This is a genomic window from Streptomyces sp. NPDC002787, from assembly GCF_053592095.1.
Genome location: NZ_JBSFVC010000004.1, coordinates 200044 through 219618, shown reverse-complemented (window position 1 = coordinate 219618; position 19575 = coordinate 200044). Strand labels below are relative to the sequence as shown.

Annotated in this window: 17 protein-coding genes; 3 read left to right on the top strand and 14 right to left on the bottom strand. The window is 70.7% G+C overall.

The window, feature by feature from the left end; genetic code table 11:
- Nucleotide 1: 1 nt before the first annotated feature.
- The 9 genes from ACWD26_RS07045 to ACWD26_RS07005 all read right to left on the bottom strand — a co-directional run bounded on the left by ACWD26_RS07045 (nt 2) and on the right by ACWD26_RS07005 (nt 8774).
- Complete coding sequence (locus tag ACWD26_RS07045; RefSeq protein ID WP_451267052.1) at nt 2-556, bottom strand: hypothetical protein; 555 nt, start codon at nt 554-556, stop codon at nt 2-4.
- Complete coding sequence (locus ACWD26_RS07040) at nt 553-2274, bottom strand: class I adenylate-forming enzyme family protein (protein WP_451267050.1); 1722 nt, start codon at nt 2272-2274, stop codon at nt 553-555. Before ACWD26_RS07040 ends, ACWD26_RS07045 begins: the two co-directional genes overlap by 4 nt.
- Entirely contained in the window at nt 2261-3208 is a 948-nt protein-coding gene (locus ACWD26_RS07035) for a hypothetical protein (protein WP_451267048.1), read from the bottom strand. Before ACWD26_RS07035 ends, ACWD26_RS07040 begins: the two co-directional genes overlap by 14 nt.
- On the bottom strand, nt 3205-4629 hold the full coding sequence (locus ACWD26_RS07030) for a beta-ketoacyl-[acyl-carrier-protein] synthase family protein (protein WP_451267409.1): 1425 nt from the start codon (nt 4627-4629) through the stop codon (nt 3205-3207). Before ACWD26_RS07030 ends, ACWD26_RS07035 begins: the two co-directional genes overlap by 4 nt.
- On the bottom strand, nt 4619-4960 hold the full coding sequence (locus ACWD26_RS07025; protein ID WP_451267046.1) for an acyl carrier protein: 342 nt from the start codon (nt 4958-4960) through the stop codon (nt 4619-4621). Before ACWD26_RS07025 ends, ACWD26_RS07030 begins: the two co-directional genes overlap by 11 nt.
- The gene (locus ACWD26_RS07020) at nt 4957-5232 is read right to left on the bottom strand and encodes an acyl carrier protein (protein WP_451267044.1); all 276 of its coding nucleotides are present in this window, start codon (nt 5230-5232) and stop codon (nt 4957-4959) included. Before ACWD26_RS07020 ends, ACWD26_RS07025 begins: the two co-directional genes overlap by 4 nt.
- A 72-nt stretch (nt 5233-5304) precedes the next feature.
- Complete coding sequence (locus ACWD26_RS07015) at nt 5305-6717, bottom strand: class I adenylate-forming enzyme family protein (protein ID WP_451267042.1); 1413 nt, start codon at nt 6715-6717, stop codon at nt 5305-5307.
- Between the two features lie 6 nt (nt 6718-6723).
- Nucleotides 6724-7938, bottom strand: coding sequence for a 3-dehydroquinate synthase II family protein (locus ACWD26_RS07010; RefSeq protein WP_451267040.1), 1215 nt, complete (start codon nt 7936-7938; stop codon nt 6724-6726).
- Nucleotides 7935-8774 (bottom strand): class I fructose-bisphosphate aldolase family protein, encoded by an 840-nt coding sequence (locus ACWD26_RS07005; RefSeq protein WP_451267038.1) that lies wholly within the window; start codon nt 8772-8774, stop codon nt 7935-7937. Before ACWD26_RS07005 ends, ACWD26_RS07010 begins: the two co-directional genes overlap by 4 nt.
- 506 nt (nt 8775-9280) lie before the next feature.
- Here ACWD26_RS07005 and ACWD26_RS07000 point away from each other — a divergent pair.
- On the top strand, nt 9281-10669 hold the full coding sequence (locus ACWD26_RS07000) for an MFS transporter (RefSeq protein ID WP_451267036.1): 1389 nt from the start codon (nt 9281-9283) through the stop codon (nt 10667-10669).
- A gap of 178 nt (nt 10670-10847) precedes the next feature.
- Here ACWD26_RS07000 and pgl read toward each other — a convergent pair whose 3' ends face one another.
- Genes pgl through tkt form a run of 5 tightly spaced genes read right to left on the bottom strand, consistent with a single transcriptional unit; the run spans nt 10848 to nt 17705 of the window.
- The gene (gene pgl, locus ACWD26_RS06995; RefSeq protein WP_451267034.1) at nt 10848-11630 is read right to left on the bottom strand and encodes a 6-phosphogluconolactonase; all 783 of its coding nucleotides are present in this window, start codon (nt 11628-11630) and stop codon (nt 10848-10850) included.
- Nucleotides 11627-12940, bottom strand: coding sequence for a glucose-6-phosphate dehydrogenase assembly protein OpcA (gene opcA, locus ACWD26_RS06990; RefSeq protein ID WP_451267032.1), 1314 nt, complete (start codon nt 12938-12940; stop codon nt 11627-11629). The genes pgl and opcA overlap by 4 nt, the downstream gene beginning before the upstream one ends.
- Nucleotides 12937-14460 carry a glucose-6-phosphate dehydrogenase gene (gene zwf / locus ACWD26_RS06985; protein WP_451267030.1) on the bottom strand — a complete coding sequence of 508 codons (1524 nt, stop codon included), beginning with the start codon at nt 14458-14460 and terminating at the stop codon, nt 12937-12939. The genes opcA and zwf overlap by 4 nt, the downstream gene beginning before the upstream one ends.
- Nucleotides 14461-14465: 5 nt before the next feature.
- Nucleotides 14466-15584 carry a transaldolase gene (gene tal, locus ACWD26_RS06980; RefSeq protein ID WP_451267028.1) on the bottom strand — a complete coding sequence of 373 codons (1119 nt, stop codon included), beginning with the start codon at nt 15582-15584 and terminating at the stop codon, nt 14466-14468.
- 33 nt (nt 15585-15617) lie between these two features.
- A complete protein-coding gene (gene tkt / locus ACWD26_RS06975; RefSeq protein ID WP_451267026.1) occupies nt 15618-17705 on the bottom strand; it encodes a transketolase in 2088 nt (695 codons plus the stop codon).
- A 374-nt stretch (nt 17706-18079) separates the two neighbouring features.
- Here tkt and ACWD26_RS06970 point away from each other — a divergent pair, with 374 nt between their 5' ends.
- On the top strand, nt 18080-19036 hold the full coding sequence (locus tag ACWD26_RS06970) for a heme o synthase (protein WP_451267024.1): 957 nt from the start codon (nt 18080-18082) through the stop codon (nt 19034-19036).
- A 174-nt stretch (nt 19037-19210) separates the two neighbouring features.
- Nucleotides 19211-19564 (top strand): hypothetical protein, encoded by a 354-nt coding sequence (locus ACWD26_RS06965; RefSeq protein WP_451267022.1) that lies wholly within the window; start codon nt 19211-19213, stop codon nt 19562-19564.
- Nucleotides 19565-19575 lie beyond the last annotated feature (11 nt).

The window sequence follows — 19575 nt, the reverse complement described above, 5'->3', positions numbered from 1 at the left end:
CTCAGCCCTCCGCACCGTCGGCGACGGGTGCGGCGACCCGCATGAGCAGGCGGCACGCCTTGTCGCCGTCGCGCAGACAGCTCTCGGCCCGGTTCTCGGTCAGGGACACACCGAGCCCCTCGGACCAGCCGGCGTGGATGCCGGTGCACGGGCAGCGGTAGTCCTCCAGCGAACCCGCCATCCGGACCATGGTGACCGCGAAGTTCCGCCTCAGGGTGAGGACGATCAGATCGTCGTCCTCGACCTCGGTGGAGGCGTTGCGCAGCTCCGGCGGGAACATCCGGTCGCCGCACTCGTCGTAGCGGCGGCGCAGTTCCTCCAGGTCCTTGCGGCTGTCGCCGGTGTCCGGGAGCGGGCCGTACAGCCGCGCGACCCGCTGTCCGACGTGCAGGGCGACCTTCCGCATCGCCTCCGCGTTGATCTCGTTCGCGGCCTCCTGCCCGAACCGCGCGGCCACGCCCTGGTACCAGTTGGCGTCGTGCTGCCACCACAGCCGGTACGCCTCACTCGCCCGGGCGCGGTGGTTGACGCCGTCGGCGTCGGTGTGCGTGCTCATGCGTGCTGCTCCTTGGCGGCGATCGTGTCGGCCGTATCGGCGGCGAACCGGTCGCGCATCACTCGTTTCAGAACCTTGCCGGTGGCGCCCTTGGCCACGTCGTCGGGCTTCATCCGCAGGGCGCGGGTCACCGGCGGGAACCCGGCGGCCGTCAGCACGGCGTTGACCCGCTCGGTCCACTCCTCGTCGCCCTCATCGCCGAACTCATCGCTGTCCTCGCCCCCGCTGTCGTCCGCGAGCTGGAGCAGCGCGTACGCCTCGGCCTCGCCGTCGCCGTCCCAGTCCGCGCGTACGCCCTCGGGGGCGACCCCGACCACCGTGCAGTCGGCCAGTCCGGGCAGCTCCGCCAGGAGCAGTTCCTCGGTGCGGGTGCTGAAGACGATGCCGGCCGGGGTGCGGATGGCGTCCGGGGCCCGGTCGAGGTGGTAGAAGTTGCCGTCCTCGTCCTGGTGGGCGAGGTCACCGGTGAGCCAGTAGCCGCCGAGCCGCATCCGGTTCCAGGTCAGCGAGTCGTTCCAGTAACCAGGCGTCAGCGTGGGCGACTTGAGGCCCAGGCGGCCGATCTGCCCGGGCGGCAGCGGGGTGCCGTCCTCGGCCAGCACCGCGGCCTCGGCGAAGCTGATCGGCTTGCCCACGCAGCGGGAGTAGGCCGAGGTGTCCTTGGTGTGCCGGTTGTGGAAGACCGAGTAGCCCGCCTCCGACGAACCGAGCCCGTCCACGAAGACCGATCCCTCGACCCGGACGCGGCTGAGGTCCCGCCGGATCTCAAGACGGCTCCCGTGCCGCACGAGCGCCCGGATGTGCGCCTCGTGCGCCGCGTCCCCGGTGTTGAACCACACCTGCACGCTGGACAGGTCACGCGCCGTCAGATCCTCCGCCGCCATCTCGCCGAAGGTCCCGGCGAACGCCAGCACGGTCGTCGGCCGGAACTCCTCGACGGCGTCCAGCACATCCGTGCCGCGCTGGCTGGAGAGCAGCTTGATGTCGGTGCGCAGCAGCAGGCAGTACAGCAGGGTCGCCACCATCGCGTTGTGGGCGCCCGGCAGGCCCACCAGCGTGCGCTCCATGTCGGCGCCGGTGGAGAACCGCAGCCGGTGCAGTTGGGCGTACATCAGCGTCCGGTGCGTGTGCGGCACACCCTTGGGCAGCCCCGTGGTGCCGGACGAGTGGGAGATGAGCACGGGGTCGGTCGGGTCGTGCCGGTACGGGTACGACGGCGGAAGCGACGCGCGGTCCTGCGGCCGGATGTCGTCGGCGGTCACGCGGAAGCCGAGCCCGAGTCCGCTGTCGTGCCCGGTCAGCACCTCGTGGTGCGCCGCGTCCGTAAAGGCGCCCACCGCGCCCTGCCGGCGGATGTACTCCCGGGCGATCTCCGGCGCCAGATTGCCGTTGACGAACGACGGGATGGCGCCGAGCGACGTCAGCGCCAGGAAGTTCACCGCGAACTCGGCCGCGGAGTGGGAGTGGATGGCCACCGGGTCGCGCGGGCGCACGCCCCCGGCCGCGTACCAGCCCGCGTACGCCTCGACCACCTCGTACAGCTCCCCGAGCGTCAGTACGTTAGGTCGGCTGCCGTCCGGTGCCCGCCAGGTGCCGTCGGTCCGCAACACCGGCTCGTCGAGCGGGCGTTCGTACGCGCGCAGCCGTCGCAGGATGTTTCCGGCGCCGAGTTCGGTGTCGGAGCAGATCCGCGCCCGCTCCTGCCTACTGATGAGCATGGGTCTCCGTCTCGTTTCTTTCCGGGAGCCGTTCGGCACCGAGGAGGAAGGCCGTCGTGCGCGGTGCGGTGACCAGGAGGTGGGTGCCGCCGTCCTGCAGCAGGCGCCGGTGGGCGGCGGCCAGGTCGAACAGGCCCTGGACGCTGCCGGGGTGCGGGGCGCGGGGTGCGGCTTCGCCGTCGGCCTCCGCGCACCGCACGGTGACGGGGGCTCCGGTATCGGGGCGGGCGAGCAGGACCGCCACCGCCAGGGCGGCGGACTCGGGGAGGTCCGGGACCGGGAGGGCGCCGTCGGCGGAGAGTTCCCGGTGGACGGCGGCCAGCCGTTCGCCGCCGCCCAGCTCCACGCCGGCCACCAGGACCTGGTCCAGCTCCGGGTCCTCCAGGAGCAGATCCGCCATGGCCAGCAGCTCGGTCACCGGGTCGTCGAGGGTGGAGAGACTGAACATCTGCCCGGTGATCCCGAACTCCCGGCTGATGTGCCCCAGCACGGAGTTGGCGGTGGCCTGCATGAAGAGCAACGGGTTGTGGACCCGCCCGGAGACCACCCGCCGGCTCGCCAGATCGGCCGTGGTGGTGTCCCCCATCAGACTCGCCAGCGCGACGGCCGTACGGGAGCCGTCCCCAGGCCGCTCGGTCAGACACCGCGCGGCCACCTCGTACGCCAGCGGACTGAACGCCGACTCCACGAACCCGGGCAGCCGCGGCAGCGGGATGTCGCCCTCCCGCCCGGTCCCGTGGGTGGCGGTGGCGGTGGCGAGGACGCCGAGGGGAGAACGGAGGGGGGCCTTCTCCTTCGCCTCCACCGCGGCCTTGGGCGTGTTCTCCACCGCGGCCTTCGGCGTGTTCTCCGTCGCGGCCTTCAGCGTGTTCTCCGTCGTGTTCCCCGACTTGTTTCCCGTCGTGTTCCCCGACTTGTTGTCCGTCGTCGTCACGGCCGCTCCAGGACGAGTGCGGTGTTGGCGCCCCCGAAGGCGGCGTTGATGGTCAGGGCCCGGTGGAGGTCGGCCTCGCGAGGCTGGTTCGGTACGTAGTCCAGGTCGCACTCCGGGTCCGCCCGGGTGTAGCCGGCGGTGGGCGGCAGTACCCCGTCCATGAGGGCCAGCATGGTGATCACGAACTCCACGACACCGGCCGCCTCCAGAAGATGGCCGGTGGTGCTCTTGGTGGAGCTGACCGGTATCGACCCGGCCCGCTCGGGGAAGGCGGCGCGCAGCCCTCGGGTCTCGGCACCGTCGTTGTACTTGGTGCCGGTGCCATGGGCGTTGACATAGCCGAGGCTCGACCCGGCCGGGTCCCCGGCCAGCCGCAGCGCCTGCCGGGCCGCGCGGGCCAGGCCGACGCCCTCCGGGTGCGGCTGGGCGATGTGGTGGGCGTCGGTGGCCGCGCCCCAGCCGATCACGTTCGCCAGCGGCCGGGCCCCGCGCCGCCGCGCGTGCTCGGCGGACTCCAGTACGACGGCCGCGACGCCGTCGCCGAGCAGCAGTCCGCTGCGGTCGGCGCTGAACGGCCGCACCATCCCGTCACGGGACAGCGCCCGCCCCGAGTCGAACTTCCCGAACGTCTCCTCCTCCACCAGATAGCCGCCCGCGCACACCGCCACGTCGATCCGCCCGGAGGAGATCAGCCGACACGCGTGGATGATCGCGGCGGCGGAGGCGACACACGCGTTGGTGAAGGTCAGCCGGGGCCCGGTCAGCCCCAGGCCTCCGGCCAGCGTCTCGGCGAGGTACGCGGGCACGGCATCGGCGAGCCGGGCCGCTGCCACGAGGGCCGAGCCGGTGCGGAGCGCGTGCCCCGGACCGGCGCCCGCGAGCCCTCCGGCCTCCGCGAGCCCTCCGGCCTCCGCGAGCCCTCCGGCCTCGCCGAGCCGCCTGACCTGTACCTTGTGCGACCCGTCGCCGGAAGCGAACGGTGCCGGCGGCGCCGACGGCAACGGCTTCCGCCGTACGTCAGCCACCGCGCGCTGCGCGGCCGCCCCGTCCTGGGACGCGACGGCGCCACCGCTCCCGGAGGCCTCCGGCCGTGCCGTCGCGTCCCGCCAGTACCGCGTGATGCTCGTGCAGTCGCCCGCGATGCCCAGCAGTACCGCCGCCTCGGTGCCCGGCGGCAGTCCCGCCATGTCGAGGGCCTCTGTGCCGCACCGGGCCAGGGCGTGGCGCAGGGCCCAGTCCTCGATCGCGTCGGGGCCGTCGGGTTCGGCGCCGGCCATGGGCGTGCGGTACGGGCCGGTGTCGAAGCGGGTCGTGGGGGCGAAGGAGGGGACGCCCGCGAAGACACCGCGCCGGAGGGCGTCCGCGCCCGTGCCGAAGGCGGTGCGCACCCCGAACCCGGTCACCGTCACCTCACCGGTCAACGCGGTCACCCCCCTCCACCGCGGCGGCCCCGGCCCCGCTCAGGAACTCGGTGAGCCGCCGGAGCGAGGTCAGCCGTGCGATGTCCTCGTCGCCGGGCTCCACGACCAGGCCGTACCGCTCCTCCACCACATGCAGCAGCCACACCAGCCCGAGGGAGTCCAGGACCAGTTCGGCGTCCTCACCGAGGTCGTCGGGGATCCCGGGGAAGATCTTGCGGTCGGAAAGCAGTTCTCGGACGGTGTCGACGGTGATGACGGACGGCGCGGAGGCTTCCGTGACGGATGACGCGGTGGCTTCCCCGACCGACGGCGCGGAGGCTTCCGCGCTCATGCCTTCGCCCCGCGCCCGACGACCTCGGCGACGAGGCCGCCGAGGGTCAGGGAGGCCAGGGGCTCGATGTCGGTGTCCGGGATCTCCACGCCGAACCGCGACTCCAGCCGCAGCGTCAGCTCGATCAGGCTCAGGGAGTCCAGCTCCAGCCCGCCGACGGTCACCGGACTCTCGTCCGTGATGCCGTCGCGGCTCAGCAGGATGTTCATCTCGTCGATGACCGTGGTCAGGACGAACTCACGGATCTCGTCTTCCAGTACTGACGTGCTCATGATTCTCAGGGCTCCCGTGAAAGATTCAGTGCAAAGGTGTCCGCGCCCCGAGGAGCGCGGGGAACCGCGCGTTCAGCCGGCCGCACGCTCACGCAAGGTGGTCGCCTGGCGGACCAGCTTCCCGTTCGAGGTGCGGGGCAGGGACTCCAGCACCCGGACCACGCGGGGCAGCTTGTAGTCGGCCAGCCGCTCCCGGCACCAGCGCAGCAGCTCCTCCGCCGACGGGCGCTCGGCCCCGGCGGCGACAGCCACGTACGCCTCGGTCAGGTCCTCGTGGACCAGGACGGCCTGTTCGACGGCCGGGTGCGCGCGGAGTACGTGCTCGACCTCGGTGAGGTCGACCTTGAGGCCGCCGATGACGACGAGGGAGTCGGCGCGGCCGCGCACGGTGACCGTTCCGTCGGCGTCCACGGAGGCCCGGTCGCGGGTGTGCAGCCAGCCGTCCGTGTACTGGGTGCCGCCCGAGTCGAAGAGGTACGGCGACTCGGCGAGCGCGACGTCCAGTTCGCCCTTGTGCTCCCGGACCACGACACCCGGCGCGGGCCGGCCGACCGAGGGACGGAGTGTGCCGCCGACGTCGATGGCGACGATGCCGGTCTCGGTGGTGCCGTAGGCCTCGCCGACCCCGACGCCGTACCGTTCGGCGAACCGCGCGGCGACCTCCGGGGGCATCAGTTCGCCGCCGGAGACGGCGGTCCGCAGGTCGGGCAGGGCGGGGGGATCGATGGCGGCGGCGAGCAGTTCGTAGTGCATCGGTACCCCGAACAGCGTGGTGATCCGGTGGTCGGCAGAGGTCCGCAGGATGTCGCGGGCCGTGACCCGGGGCGCGAAGACGACGGAGACACCGGCCGCGAGCGAGTGCAGCAGCCCACCGAGGAGTCCGAAGCTGTGAGCCGTGGAGCTGAGCAGCAGCAGCCGGTCGCCCTCGCCCGGCATACCGGGGACCGCGCCGAACGCCTCGACCTCGGCGGCGATCGACCCGGCGGTCCTGCCGATCACCTTCGGCCGCCCGGTGGATCCCGAGCTGAACTGGACCAGCCGGTGTCCGCCCGTGGCCGGCCGCCCGGCCCTGCGGCACTCGGTGGCGACCTCGTACTCGGGCCGGAAGCCGAACGCCGCCCGGACGTTGGAGCCGGCCCGGACCATGAACTGCGGCCGGCAGGTGGCACAGAGGGCGTCCACCTCGGCGGGCTTCAGCCGGAAGTCGAAGAGCATCACCTGCGCGCCCAGCCGCCACAGCGCGAGCAGCACCTCGACCTGGGTGAAACTGGGCGGAGTCCGCAGTCCCACCGTGCTGCCGGGACCGATGTCGTAACCGGCGAACACGGCGGCCTGCTTGGCCACCCGCTCCCGCAACTCACCGCGCGTGACGGTCTCCTGCTGGTGCGTCAGATAGGGCAGGCCGTCGTCCCGCGCGTCGAACAGCCGCTGGACCAGGACACCCATCCCGTCCTCGCCGGCCGAGGCCGCCACGAGTTCGCCCATGAGGTCTCAGACCTCCTTGCAGAACTCGCCGATGGGCAGGCCCACATGGCGCTTGTCCTGGGCCAGATAACCGAGCAGCTCGTCGCCGGTCTGCAACTCGGTGACGTTGAGGACCTTGCCGCCCGGCCCGAGCACCCGTACGTGCCAGTCGTCCTGCACGGTCAGGCTGACCAGCCGCCCGTCCTCCGCGTGCGTCCGGATCTCCAGCAGCGGCCGTGACTCCAGCTTGGCCCGTCCGACCACCACGCGCCGGGTGCGCCCGTCGGCGCCGACCGCGAGCAGCGCGCTGCCGGAACCGACCTCGCTGAGGTAGTTGGTGCGGTTGTCGGGGCCCAGCGTGTACGAGTGCAGGGCACCGGCGTTGACCCGGAACGGCCGGGTCGGCATGTACGGCAGCGGGTGGGTCTCACTGCAGCAGAGCACGAAACCGGAGGAGTACGAGCCGACCAGGATGCCCTCGTCCTCCTCGAAGTGCGAGCAGGTGTCCACACAGACCCGGTCACCCAGCCCGACGTGCCGGATGCTCTCGACGGTCAGGGTGGACAGTTCCAGCTGCGGGGTCGTCGCCTCCAGCAGCCGGGCCAGCGCGAACACCTCGTCGGCGCTGCGCGGCGCGTACAGGATGCCGTCCGAGCCGCGTTCGAGGACGTCGAAGACGATGGCCGCCTCCTCCAGGTCCCCGACGACGGTCACCAGCTTGCCCTCGGCCGACTCGGCCGCCGCGAGCACGATCTCCAGCGGGATCTTCGTCGGGTCGGCGAAGTGGATCACCGTGTACGGCAGTGCCATCGCGCCCGCGCACGAGAGCTGAAGGGTGCGGTCGTCCCGTACGTCGACGAAGCCGGTGACGGGCGCAGCCGCGACCGGCGCACCGCCGGCGGCCCGGTTCTCCGCGGCGAGGGCGTCCAGCTCCTCCTGGGTGGTGAACTTCCGCAGCAGGAGGTCGATTCCGGCGCCGGCCAGGGCCTTGCCCTCGGGTTTGGCGTCGGCCGAGGCCTTGACCTCCCTGACTTCCTTGGCCTCCTTGTCGGCGGACTTCTTCGCGGGCGTGGCGGCCGGGGCTCCGCCGGCCAGCACCCGGGTCACGGTCGGAGGGAGCGTCCCCAGCAACTCGGCGTCGGCGGAAACCACCCCGGCCATCCGGGCGTGGACGGCCGCGTCCACCACCGCCTGGAGTTGCGGACGGGGGACTTCACGGAGATCGATCCACGCGAACCTCATGCGACACCTGCCACGATCGTCGAGTAGTGGGTATGGGGGGTAGGGGTAGCCATGCTCATGTCATCGGTGATTCCGTCGCCGCCGCCGTGCACCACCGCGGCGAGCCGGGAGACCAGGGAGGCGGGGGAGGGCGAGGAGAAGATCCGGCGGCCGACGGCCAGACCTTGGCAGCCCGCGGCCATCACGGCCTTGCCGTACTCGATGAGGTCGGAGCCGTCCGGTGGGCCGCCGGCCGCGAGGACGGGGATGGGGCTGTGGGCCACCACCTCGGCCATCCGGTCGAGCGGCAGGGCGACGGAGGTCTTCACCATGTCGGCGCCGAGGTCGGCGGCGACGTTCACGATGTGCGCGAGGAGCGCGGGATCGTGCGGGTTCTCGATCCGGGGGCCGCGCGGGTAGACCATCGCGATCAGCGGCATGCCCCAGGTGTCGCAGGAACGGGCCACCGCTCCCAGGTCGGCGAGCTGCCGGCCCTCGGTGTCCGAGCCGATGTTCACATGGACGCTGACCGCGTCCGCGCCGAGCGCCACGGCCTCCTCGACATCGCCGACCAGCACCTTCGCGTCCACATCGGCGGAACAGGCCGTACTGGCGCTGAGATGCACCACCAGCGCGCAGCCCTTGAGGACGTCCGGGTCGAGAGTGCGGGCCCGCCCTTTGTGGACGATGATCCCGTCGGCCCCACCGGCCACCAGTGCCCTCAGCAAATCTTCCCACTGTCCCGGAGGGGCGACCGGGCCGTCCGAGACGCTGTGGTCGAGCGGAATGAGCAAGTGCCGGTCGTCACCGGCCAGCGAAAGTCTTCTCCAACGTAATGGCTTGCCAGTTTTCAGCATGGGCAAAGCGCCTCCCCGGCTCTGAGGCCGCATTTCAGAAAATCGAACCGCGGCAACCCGGCTGCGGTCTCCATGTCCGAAAAACGATGGTCGTAAAACTTTCAAGTTCTGCCGGAGGTCAGCCTTCCGTGGGTGATCGGGTGTTGGCAAGCCGTGACCGTCAGCAAATTTTTATGCGGACAAAGGTATGAATATTGACAGCGGTTTGACAGGAACCACCGGGTTGACGCCGTGGAGGGATGGTGTTCGTGCCGTATTTTGCCGACCTGTCCCCACGCATAGCGTGATCGCACGCTTTAGTGCCGTTGTGTGGGTAAAGCGGGCGCTTTTCTTCCGTCGAAAGCATTCGGTGAAGTCGTCGGGGCATTCTTTCCGGGGCTTCCTTGTGGGAATCGAATTTCCCGGCCTAGGGTGACAGCGGCACTCCGGTTCGTGTTTCATGCGTGGCCGTCCCCCTCTGGGCCCGGACCATTCGTGTCCGGGCGTACCGGAAGTGAGCCCCCCCCATGCCCGAATCCCCGTCCAAGACCGTCACCGAGGCCGTGGGCGCCAGACCGGTCGCCTTACCCTCGTCACCGGCCGAGCCCGGAAAGGCGCCCAAGGTCGCCGCCGCCAGCCTCATCGGCACCACGATCGAGTACTACGACTTCGCCGTGTACGGCACGGCCTCCGCGCTCGTCCTGGGGCCGGCCTTCTTCCCCTCGGGCAACGCGACGGTCTCCTCCCTCGCCGCGTTCCTCACCTTCGCCGCAGCCTTCCTCTCCCGCCCCCTCGGCGTGGTGCTCTTCGGCACGATCGGCGACCGGCTGGGCCGCCGGAACGCCCTGGTCGCGTCCCTGCTGCTGATGGGCGTCGCAACGGTCGGCGTCGGCCTGCTGCCGACCTACGAGACCGCCGGACTCCTCGCCCCCGTGCTCCTGGTGACCCTCCGTCTGCTGCAAGGCGTCAGCATGGGCGGCGAGTGGGGTGGCGCGGTGCTCCTGGCCGCCGAGCACGCCCCACCCGGGCGCCGCGCGCTGTACGCGGCCGTCCCGAACGTGGGCCCCTCGCTCGGCTTCCTGCTCTCCAGCGCCGTCATCCTGCCCACCCTCAACATCGTGGGCCGCGACGGCTTCACCGACTGGGCCTGGCGCGTGCCGTTCCTGCTGAGCACGGTGCTCGTGGTGGTCGGGCTGTGGGTGCGTACGACGGTGTCGGAATCGCCGGTGTTCGACGCGGAGGTCCGCCGTACGACGACGGGCTCGGCGACGGCGTCCCGGGCGTACCCGGCGTCCCCGGTGTCGCGCTTCCCGCTCGGCACGCTCATCGCGCGGCACCCCGGCCGGCTGCTGCTCGGCACCGGGGCGGCGATCGGTGGCTCGGCCGTCTACTACCTGACGATCGTCTACAGCCTGTCCTACGGGCCGAAGGAACTCGGCATCCCGCAGAACACGATGCTCACCGCCGCGAGCGTCGGGGCGGCGGCAGGAATCGCCATCACGCTGCCCGTCGCCAGGCTCGCCGACCGGGTCGGACGCCGTCCTCTGATGCTGGCGGGCGCGGCTGGCTGCGTCGTCTGGGCCGTCCCCATGTACGCGTCCCTCAGCACGGGCAATGCCCTCGTCATCACCGGCGCGTACACCATCGGCCTCATGCTGCTCGCCCTGATGTTCTCCCCGGTGGCGGCGTTCCTCGCGGAGCTGTTCCCCGCGAGGCTGCGCTACACCGGCGCGTCGGCGGCGTTCATCCTCGCCAACACCCTGGGCGGGGGCTTCGCTCCGCTGGTCGCGACGTGGCTGAACAGCCAGTGGTCGTCGCCGCTGGTGCTCGGCTTCTACACGGGTGGGTTGTGCCTGGTCAGTCTGCTGTGTCTGTTGGCGCTGCCGGAGACCCGTGAGGACGACTTCGACGCCTAAAGGCTCGGGGATACCCGTTGGTTGGCGGGTGCGGGTGGGATGTGGTTGCTCGCGCAGTTCCCCGCGCCCCTGAAAGGCAGGGGGCTGCGCCCCCGCCTTTCAGCGGCCCGCAGGGCCGTGCAGGGGCGCGGGGAACTGCGCGACCAGCCCCCACCCACCCGCACCCGAAATCAATCCCTCAGGGCGAAGCCGGCGGATACAGCGAGCGCGGCAACTGCGACGCCGCTGCCGCGTCCAGCAGCCACAACGTCCGGGACCTGCCCTGCGCCCCCGCCGCCGGGGCCTGGATCTCACCGGCCCCGGACAGCGCGATGGCCGCGGCCCGTGCCTTGTCCTCACCGGCCGCGAGCAGCCACACCTCCCGCGCCGCCCGGATCGCCGGCAGCGTCAGCGTGACCCGCGTCGGCGGCGGCTTCGGCGCGCCATGCACCCCCACCACCGTCCGCTCGGTCTCCCGCACGGCCGGCAACTCGGGGAAGAGCGACGCCACATGGGTGTCCGGTCCCACCCCGAGCATCAGCACGTCGAACGTCGGCACCGAGCCGTGGTTCTCGGGCACCGCCGCCCGCGCCAGCTCCTCCGCGTACGCCGCGGCCGCCGCGTCGACATCGGTACCCCACGGCCCGTCCGACGCGGGCATGGCGTGCACCCGCTTCGGATCCACCGGCACCGAGTCCAGCAAGGCCTCCCGGGCCTGGGTGACATTGCGCTCCGGGTCGCCCTCGGGCAGGAACCGCTCGTCGCCCCACCACAGATCCAGCCGGCCCCAGTCGATCGCGTCCCGGGCGGGCGCCGCCGCCAGCGCGGCGAGCAGACCGTTGCCGTTGCGACCCCCCGTGAGGACGATCGAGGCGTGGCCCCGTGAGGCCTGCGCGTCCACGACCTTGGTGATCAGCCGAGCCGCCGCGGCCTGGGCCATCAGCTCCTTGTCGTGGTGCACGACCAACTGCGGCGTACTCATGGCGTGGTCGCCTTCTTCGCGGGCGGCATCTGCGCAGGAGTGGGCCGCTCGGCGTCACCGTCACCGTCACCGGCGGAACCGGCGGAACTGCCGGAACCGGCCGACCCCGACGGAGCCGCGGGCGGCAACGCCGGCGCGGCCGTCCGCGCCGGAGCGACGGCCGAACCGGGCTCGAAGCGGGAAGCCGATGCCGAACCAGAAGCGGACGCCGAAGCCGAGGAAGCCCCCGAAGCGGACGCCGAAGCCGAGGAAGCCCCCGAGGCGGACGCCGAACCCGAAGCGACCCCCGGCGCATCGGCCCCGCCGGCCGTCGCCGTCGCCGTCGCCGCCGTCAGCGCACTCCCCGACGTACTACCTGACACGCTCCCCGGCGCACTCCCCAACGCACCCCCCAACCGATCCACCCCGAACCGCAGCGCCGACGCATACGTGTCGTCCGGGTCGAGCCGCCGCAGCTCCTCCGCCAGCAGCTCGGACGTCTCGCGGCGCTTCAACGCCACTGCCCGGTCCGGCTGGTCCTCCAGCGTGAGAAGGGCGAGGCCGCCGTTGGGCCGGTACAGCCGGATGGGACCGGTGCTCGTCAGCATCCGCACCTCGTTGAGGCCGGGCCCGGACGACACCCCACGCCGTACATGCACATGGAGCCGGTCCGCCAGCCACATCGCCAGCAGCTCCACGCTCGGATTGTGCTGCTCGCCGTGCACCTCGGCGGAGATGACCTCGCACTCCACCTGGTCCAGCGCGGCGGCCAGCATCGAACGCCAGGGCGTGATGCGGGTCCACGCCAGATCCGTGTCGCCCGGCTCGTAGTTGTCGGCGCGGGTGCGCAGCTCCTCGATGGGCTTCTCGGCGGCGTAGCTGTCGGTGACCCGGCGCTGGGCGAGCGCGCCCAGCGGATCGCGGGCCGGGTCGAGCGGCGCGTTGACCGGCCACCACACCACGACGGGCGCGTCCGGCAGCAGCAGCGGAAGCACGACCGACTGGGCGTGGTCCGCGACCTCCCCGTACAGCCGCAGCACCACCGTCTCGCCGGTGCCGGCGTCCGCGCCCACCCGTACCTCGGCGTCGAGGCGGGACTTCGTACGGTCGCGCGGTGAGCGGGAGACGCGCTTGATCACCACGATCGTGCGCGAGGGGTGCTCTCGGGAGGCGTCGTTGGCGGACTTGAGCGCGTCGTACGCGTTCTCCTCGTCCGTCACGATGACCAGCGTGAGCACCATGCCGACGGCCGGGGTGCCTATCGCCCGGCGGGCCTTCACCAGCGCCTTGTTGATCTTGCTGGCCGTGGTGTCCGTGAGGTCTGTCTTCATGGCCGGCGCCAGCTCCGTCCGTCTCGTTCGAGCATCTGGTCCGCCTCGACGGGGCCCCAGGTGCCCGCCTGGTACTGCGCGGGCCTGCCGTGCTTGTCCCAGTACTCCTCGATCGGGTCGAGGATCTTCCAGGACAGCTCGACCTCCTCGGTGCGCGGGAAGAGGTTCGAGTCGCCGAGGAGGACGTCCAGGATGAGACGTTCGTACGCCTCGGGCGAGGACTCGGTGAAGGACTCGCCGTAGGCGAAGTCCATCGACACGTCCCGGATCTCCATCGAGGTGCCCGGCACCTTCGAACCGAAGCGGACCGTCACGCCCTCGTCCGGCTGGACGCGGATGACGATCGCGTTCTGGCCCAGCTCCTCGGTGGCGGTGGAGTCGAAGGGGGAGTGCGGGGCGCGCTGGAAGACGACCGCGATCTCGGTGACCCGGCGGCCGAGGCGCTTGCCCGTCCGCAGATAGAAGGGGACGCCCGCCCAGCGGCGGTTGTCGACCTCGACCTTGATCGCCGCGTACGTGTCGGTCTTCGACTTGCGGTCGATGCCGTCCTCTTCGAGGTAGCCGATGACCTTCTCGCCGCCCTGCCAGCCGGCCGCGTACTGCGCGAACACGGTGTCCCGGCCCAGGTCCTTCGGCAGCTTCACCGCGCCGAGCACCTTCGTCTTCTCGGCGGCGAGCGCGTCCGCGTCGAAGGAGGCGGGCTCCTCCATCGCGGTCAGCGCCATCAGCTGCAGCAGGTGGTTCTGGATGACGTCACGGGCGGCGCCGATACCGTCGTAGTAGCCCGCCCGGCCGCCGATGCCGATGTCCTCGGCCATCGTGATCTGCACGTGGTCGACGAAGGACCGGTTCCAGATCGGCTCGAACATCGTGTTGGCGAAGCGGAGCGCCAGGATGTTCTGGACGGTCTCCTTGCCCAGGTAGTGGTCGATGCGGAAGACCTGGTCCGGGGCGAAGACCTCCTCCACGGTCGCGTTGAGCTCCTCGGCCGACTCCAGATTGTGGCCGAAGGGCTTCTCGATGACCGCGCGCCGCCAGGAACCGCTCGACTGGTCCGCCAGACCGTGCTTCTTCAGCTGTTGGATGACGACCGGGAAGGCGGACGGCGGCACGGAGAGGTAGAAGGCGAAGTTGCCGCCGGTGCCCTGCGCCTTGTCCAGCTCCTCGATGGTGTCGCGCAGCCGCTCGAACGACTCGTCGTCGTCGAACGTGCCCTGGACGAACCGCATGCCCTGGATGAGCTGTTGCCAGACCTCCTCGCGGAAGGGCGTCCGGGCGTGCTCCTTGACCGCGTCGTGCACCTCCTGCGCGAAGTCCTCGTTCGCCCACTCACGGCGGGCGAAGCCGACGAGCGAGAAGCCCGGCGGCAGCAGTCCGCGGTTGGCGAGGTCGTACACGGCAGGCATCAGCTTTTTGCGTGACAGATCGCCTGTGACACCGAAGATGACCAGGCCCGACGGCCCCGCGATACGCGGGAGCCGTCGGTCCGCGGCGTCACGCAGCGGATTGCTGCTCGACAAGGTGTTCAGCCCTCCGAGGGTGCGAGGCGCTGAAGCTCCGCCTCGGTCGACTTGAGCAGGTCGTTCCAGGACGCCTCGAACTTCTCGACGCCCTCGTCCTCCAGCAGCTGGACGACCTCGTCGTACGAGATCCCGAGCTTCTCGACCGCGTCCAGCTCGGCGCGCGCCTGCTCGTACGTCCCGGCGACCGCGTTGCCGCGGATCTCACCGCTCTCGGCGGTGGCCTCCAGCGTGGCCTCCGGCATGGTGTTCACCGTGTTCGGCGCCACCAGCTCGTCGACGTACAGCGTGCTCTTGTACGCCGGGTCCTTCACACCGGTCGAGGCCCACAGCGGACGCTGCTTGTTGGCGCCCGCGCTCTCCAGGGCGCTCCAGCGGTCGCTCGCGAAGACCTCCTCGTACGCCTGGTAGGCGAGACGGGCGTTGGCGACACCGGCCTTGCCGCGGGCGGCCTTGGCCTCGTCGGTGCCGAGCGCGTCGAGACGCTTGTCGATCTCGGTGTCCACGCGGGACACGAAGAAGGACGCCACCGAGTGGATCTTCGACAGGTCCAGGCCGCGCTCCTTGGCCTTCTCCAGACCGGCCAGGTAGGCGTCCATGACCTGGCGGTAGCGCTCCAGCGAGAAGATCAGCGTGACGTTGACGCTGATACCGAGGCCGATGACCTCGGTGATGGCCGGCAGGCCGCCCATCGTCGCCGGGATCTTGATCAGCGTGTTGGGCCGGTCCACCAGCCAGGCCAGCTGCTTGGCCTCGGCGACCGTCGCCTTGGTGTTGTGCGCCAGGCGCGGGTCGACCTCGATGGAGACCCGGCCGTCCTGGCCGCCGGTCGCGTCGAACACCGGGCGCAGGATGTCGGCAGCGTCACGGACGTCCGCCGTCGTGATCATGCGGATGGCCTCTTCGACGGTGACCTTGCGGGCGGCGAGGTCGGAGACCTGCTGCTCGTAGCCGTCACCGCTGCTGATGGCCTTCTGGAAGATCGACGGGTTGGTGGTGACGCCCACGACGTGCTGCTGGTCGATCAGCTCGGCGAGGTTGCCGGACGTGATGCGCTTGCGCGACAGGTCGTCCAGCCAGATCGCGACGCCCTCCTCGGAGAGGCGCTTGAGTGCGTCTGTCATGGAATTACATCTCCTACGTGTCGTTTGTAAGCGTCAGCGCTGGGCAGCCGCGAGAGATTCCTGCGCGACCGCGGCCACGTTCTCGGCAGTGAAGCCGAACTCGCGGAAAAGGACCTTGCCGTCGGCCGAAGCGCCGAAGTGCTCCAGCGAAACGATGCGACCGGCGTCACCCACGTACCGGTGCCACGTCAGACCGATACCGGCCTCGACCGCGACACGCGCCTTGACGGACGGCGGAAGAACGCTGTCCCGGTACCCCTGGTCCTGCTCCTCGAACCACTCCACGGACGGCATGGACACCACCCGGGTGGGCACGCCCTGCGCCTGAAGCCGCTCGCGGGCCTCGACGGCCACGTGCACCTCGGAACCGGTGGCGATGAGAATGACCTGAGCGTCGCCGCCGTCGGCGTCGAACAGGACGTAACCACCCTTGGCGGCATCCTCGTTGGCCTCGTACGTCGGCACACCCTGACGCGTCAGCGCCAGACCGTGCGGGGCGCCCTTGCCGAACTCCTTGGTCCAGCGCTTGAGGATCTCGCGCCAGGCGATGGCGGTCTCGTTGGCGTCGGCCGGACGGACCACGTTCAGACCCGGGATGGCCCGCAGGGAGGCCAGGTGCTCCACCGGCTGGTGGGTCGGGCCGTCCTCGCCGAGACCGATGGAGTCGTGCGTCCACACGTACGTCACCGGCAGGTGCATCAGGGCCGACAGACGCACGGCGTTGCGCATGTAGTCGGAGAACACCAGGAACGTGCCGCCGTAGATACGGGTGTTGCCGTGCAGCGCGATGCCGTTCATCTCCGCGGCCATGGCGTGCTCACGGATACCGAAGTGGATCGTGCGGCCGTACGGGTCCGCCTCCGGCAGCGGGTTGTCCGCCGGCAGGAACGAACTCGTCTTGTCGATGGTGGTGTTGTTGGAGCCGGCGAGGTCGGCGGAGCCGCCCCACAGCTCGGGAATGACCGCGCCGAGCGCCTGCAGTACCTTGCCGGACGCGGCACGGGTGGCGACACCCTTGCCCGTCTCGAACTCCGGCAGGTGCGACTCCCAGCCCTCGGGCAGCTCGCCCGCGCTGATCCGGTCGAACTCGGCGGCGCGCTCGGCGTTGCCGTCGCGCCACTCCTGGAGCTGCTTGTCCCAGGCGGCCCGCGCCTCACGGCCACGCTCGCCGAGGGCACGCGTGTGCTCGATGACCTCGTCGGCGACCTCGAAGTCCTTCTCCGGGTCGAAGCCGAGGACCCGCTTGGTGGCGGCGACCTCGTCCGCGCCGAGCGCCGAGCCGTGCGCGGCCTCGGTGTTCTGCGCGTTCGGGGCGGGCCAGGCGATGATCGAGCGCATCGCGATGAACGACGGCTTGTCCGTGACGGCCTTCGCGGCCTCGATCGCCTCGAACAGCGCGGCCGGGTCGAGGTCGCCGTTCTCCTTCGGCTCGACGCGCTGCACATGCCAGCCGTACGCCTCGTACCGCTTGCACACGTCCTCGGAGACGGCCGTCTCGGTGTCACCCTCGATGGAGATGTGGTTGTCGTCCCACAGCAGCACGAGGTTGCCGAGCTTCTGGTGACCGGCCAGCGAGGACGCCTCGGCGGAGATGCCCTCCTGGAGGCAGCCGTCACCGGCGATCGCGAAGACATGGTGGTCGAACGGCGACTCGCCCTGCGGGGTCTCCGGGTCGAACAGACCGCGCTCGTAACGGGCGGCCATCGCCATGCCCACGGCGTTGGCGACACCCTGGCCCAGCGGCCCGGTCGTCGTCTCGACGCCCTTGGTGTGCCCGTACTCGGGGTGGCCCGGGGTCTTCGAACCCCAGGTGCGGAAGGCCTTCAGGTCCTCCAGCTCCAGGCCGAAGCCGCCCAGGTACAGCTGGATGTAGAGGGTCAAGGAGGAGTGGCCCGCGGACAGGACGAACCGGTCACGGCCCACCCAGTCGGGGTCGGCGGGGTCGTGGCGCATCACCTTCTGGAAGAGGGTGTACGCGGCGGGCGCGAGGCTCATCGCCGTACCCGGATGGCCGTTGCCAACCTTCTGTACGGCGTCGGCGGCCAGGACTCGGGCGGTGTCGACGGCCCGCTGGTCCAATTCGGTCCACGCGAGGTCTGTAGTGGTCGGCTTGGTGCTCACCCTGGGTCAGGGCTCCTCTCCACATGTCTCGTGCCGGTGTTCTTCACGGCACCGGCCGTTGTCGAGCCTACCCCCGTAGGAACGCGCGTTTTTTCGAGTCATTCCAGACTGCCGGGACTGTGTCCGGGCCGCCTCCCGACCGGCCATTCCGCATGGTGAGACCTGGGGGTTCCGCTGTTCGACATCTGAATACGGAGCCGCTCATCCGACTGCTCAACCGAAGTGTGTTCGGCTCGGCGCGGGGGCCCTGCCAACACGACCCGACCCCCTTGAAAGGCTGGCTCTGGGCAACGTCTACAGTGGCGTGGTACGCGCGAGCCGTCACGGGGAGTTCCCAACCGGAGGCTTGCTGGGAGTCTCTGTCAGGGGTGTGCGTGACGGCCGTCGAATCCCGTCCACCGGGAGTGCTTGGCGCGAGCAGCACGAGCAGCAGCCGGGGTCAGCGGCCGATCGGGGCCCGAGTCAAGGCGTTCGTGGCGCTCACGAAGCCGCGGATCATCGAACTGCTGCTGATCACCACGGTCCCGGTGATGTTCCTCGCGGAGCAGGGCGTCCCGGACCTCTGGCTGGTGCTCGCCACCTGCGTCGGCGGGTACCTCTCCGCGGGCGGCGCCAACGCGCTCAACATGTACATCGACCGCGACATCGACGCGCTCATGGAGCGCACCTCCCAGCGCCCTCTGGTCACCGGCATGGTCACCCCGCGTGAGGGCCTGGTCTTCGGCATCACCCTCGCGGTCATCGCCACGCTCTGGTTCGGCGTCCTCGTCAACTGGCTGTCGGCCTGGCTGTCGCTCGGGGCGCTCCTCTTCTACGTCGTCGTCTACACGATGATCCTCAAACGACGTACCTCCCAGAACATCGTCTGGGGCGGCATCGCCGGCTGCATGCCGGTCCTGATCGGCTGGTCCGCCGTCACGAACTCGATGTCGTGGGCGGCCGTCGTCCTCTTCCTCGTCATCTTCTTCTGGACCCCGCCGCACTACTGGCCCCTGTCCATGAAGGTGAAGGACGACTACGCCCGCGTGGGCGTCCCCATGCTCCCGGTCATCGCCTCCAACAAGGTCGTGGCCCGCCAGATCGTCCTCTACAGCTGGGTGATGGTCGCGGTCTCCCTGATGCTGACCCCGCTCGGCTACACGGGCTGGTTCTACACGACGGTCGCCCTGGTGACCGGCGGCTGGTGGCTCTGGGAGGCCCACGCCCTCCAGACCCGGGCGAAGAACGGCGCGACCGGCGGCAAGCTGAAGGAAATGCGCCTCTTCCACTGGTCGATCACCTACGTCTCCCTGCTGTTCGTGGCGGTGGCGGTGGACCCGTTCCTGCGCTGAGGCCGCGCCCGTAAGGGGCGCGGGGCTGTGTCTGACTTGCGGCTCCGCCGCGTGGGCGCGAGCAACCACGACGCCCCTGAAGGCACCCACTCGCCGCAACCGGCAACGGCGAGTGGCCAAGCCCACTGACCCCACCACCCCCGCGCGGCCCTACCCCTCGGTAGCATCCTGCCCATGGCAGACACCAAGCAGGTAGACGAGGCCAAGGCCGCCGCGAAGGCCGACCGCAGGGCGGCCAAGCTGGCGAAGCAGATCGGCGCTTTCGCGAAGGCACACCGCGGTGCCGAGGCCCAGGTCGCCTACATCGGCCAGCTCGGAGCACGGATCGTGCTCGTGGGCGGGGACGGCGGCTGGGGCGACCTCGTGGCCCCCACCTACGCCATCGCCGAGGAGGCCGTGAAGAAGGCCGGCGTCACCGTCCACGAGGACTTCGACGGGGAGTTCGCCGCCAAGGTGAGGACCGGCCCGTACGAGTGGACACGGATGGCCGGAATCCAGGTCGGCGGCCCCAGCAACAGCAACACCTGAGCCCGGCTCAC

Excerpts from the sequence above, each read along its gene's own strand:
- pgl (WP_451267034.1), bottom strand. The coding sequence starts at position 11,630 with ATGAGTACGCCGCAGTTGGTCGTGCACCACGACAAGGAGCTGATGGCC.
- ACWD26_RS07010 (WP_451267040.1), bottom strand. The coding sequence starts at position 7,938 with ATGAGGTTCGCGTGGATCGATCTCCGTGAAGTCCCCCGTCCGCAACTC.
- ACWD26_RS07045 (WP_451267052.1), bottom strand. The coding sequence starts at position 556 with ATGAGCACGCACACCGACGCCGACGGCGTCAACCACCGCGCCCGGGCG.
- ACWD26_RS07005 (WP_451267038.1), bottom strand. The coding sequence starts at position 8,774 with ATGCTGAAAACTGGCAAGCCATTACGTTGGAGAAGACTTTCGCTGGCC.
- ACWD26_RS07020 (WP_451267044.1), bottom strand. The coding sequence starts at position 5,232 with ATGAGCACGTCAGTACTGGAAGACGAGATCCGTGAGTTCGTCCTGACC.
- ACWD26_RS07015 (WP_451267042.1), bottom strand. The coding sequence starts at position 6,717 with ATGGGCGAACTCGTGGCGGCCTCGGCCGGCGAGGACGGGATGGGTGTC.
- ACWD26_RS07040 (WP_451267050.1), bottom strand. The coding sequence starts at position 2,274 with ATGCTCATCAGTAGGCAGGAGCGGGCGCGGATCTGCTCCGACACCGAA.
- ACWD26_RS07000 (WP_451267036.1), top strand. The coding sequence starts at position 9,281 with ATGCCCGAATCCCCGTCCAAGACCGTCACCGAGGCCGTGGGCGCCAGA.
- opcA (WP_451267032.1), bottom strand. The coding sequence starts at position 12,940 with ATGAAGACAGACCTCACGGACACCACGGCCAGCAAGATCAACAAGGCG.
- ACWD26_RS07025 (WP_451267046.1), bottom strand. The coding sequence starts at position 4,960 with ATGAGCGCGGAAGCCTCCGCGCCGTCGGTCGGGGAAGCCACCGCGTCA.
- ACWD26_RS06965 (WP_451267022.1), top strand. The coding sequence starts at position 19,211 with ATGGCAGACACCAAGCAGGTAGACGAGGCCAAGGCCGCCGCGAAGGCC.
- tal (WP_451267028.1), bottom strand. The coding sequence starts at position 15,584 with ATGACAGACGCACTCAAGCGCCTCTCCGAGGAGGGCGTCGCGATCTGG.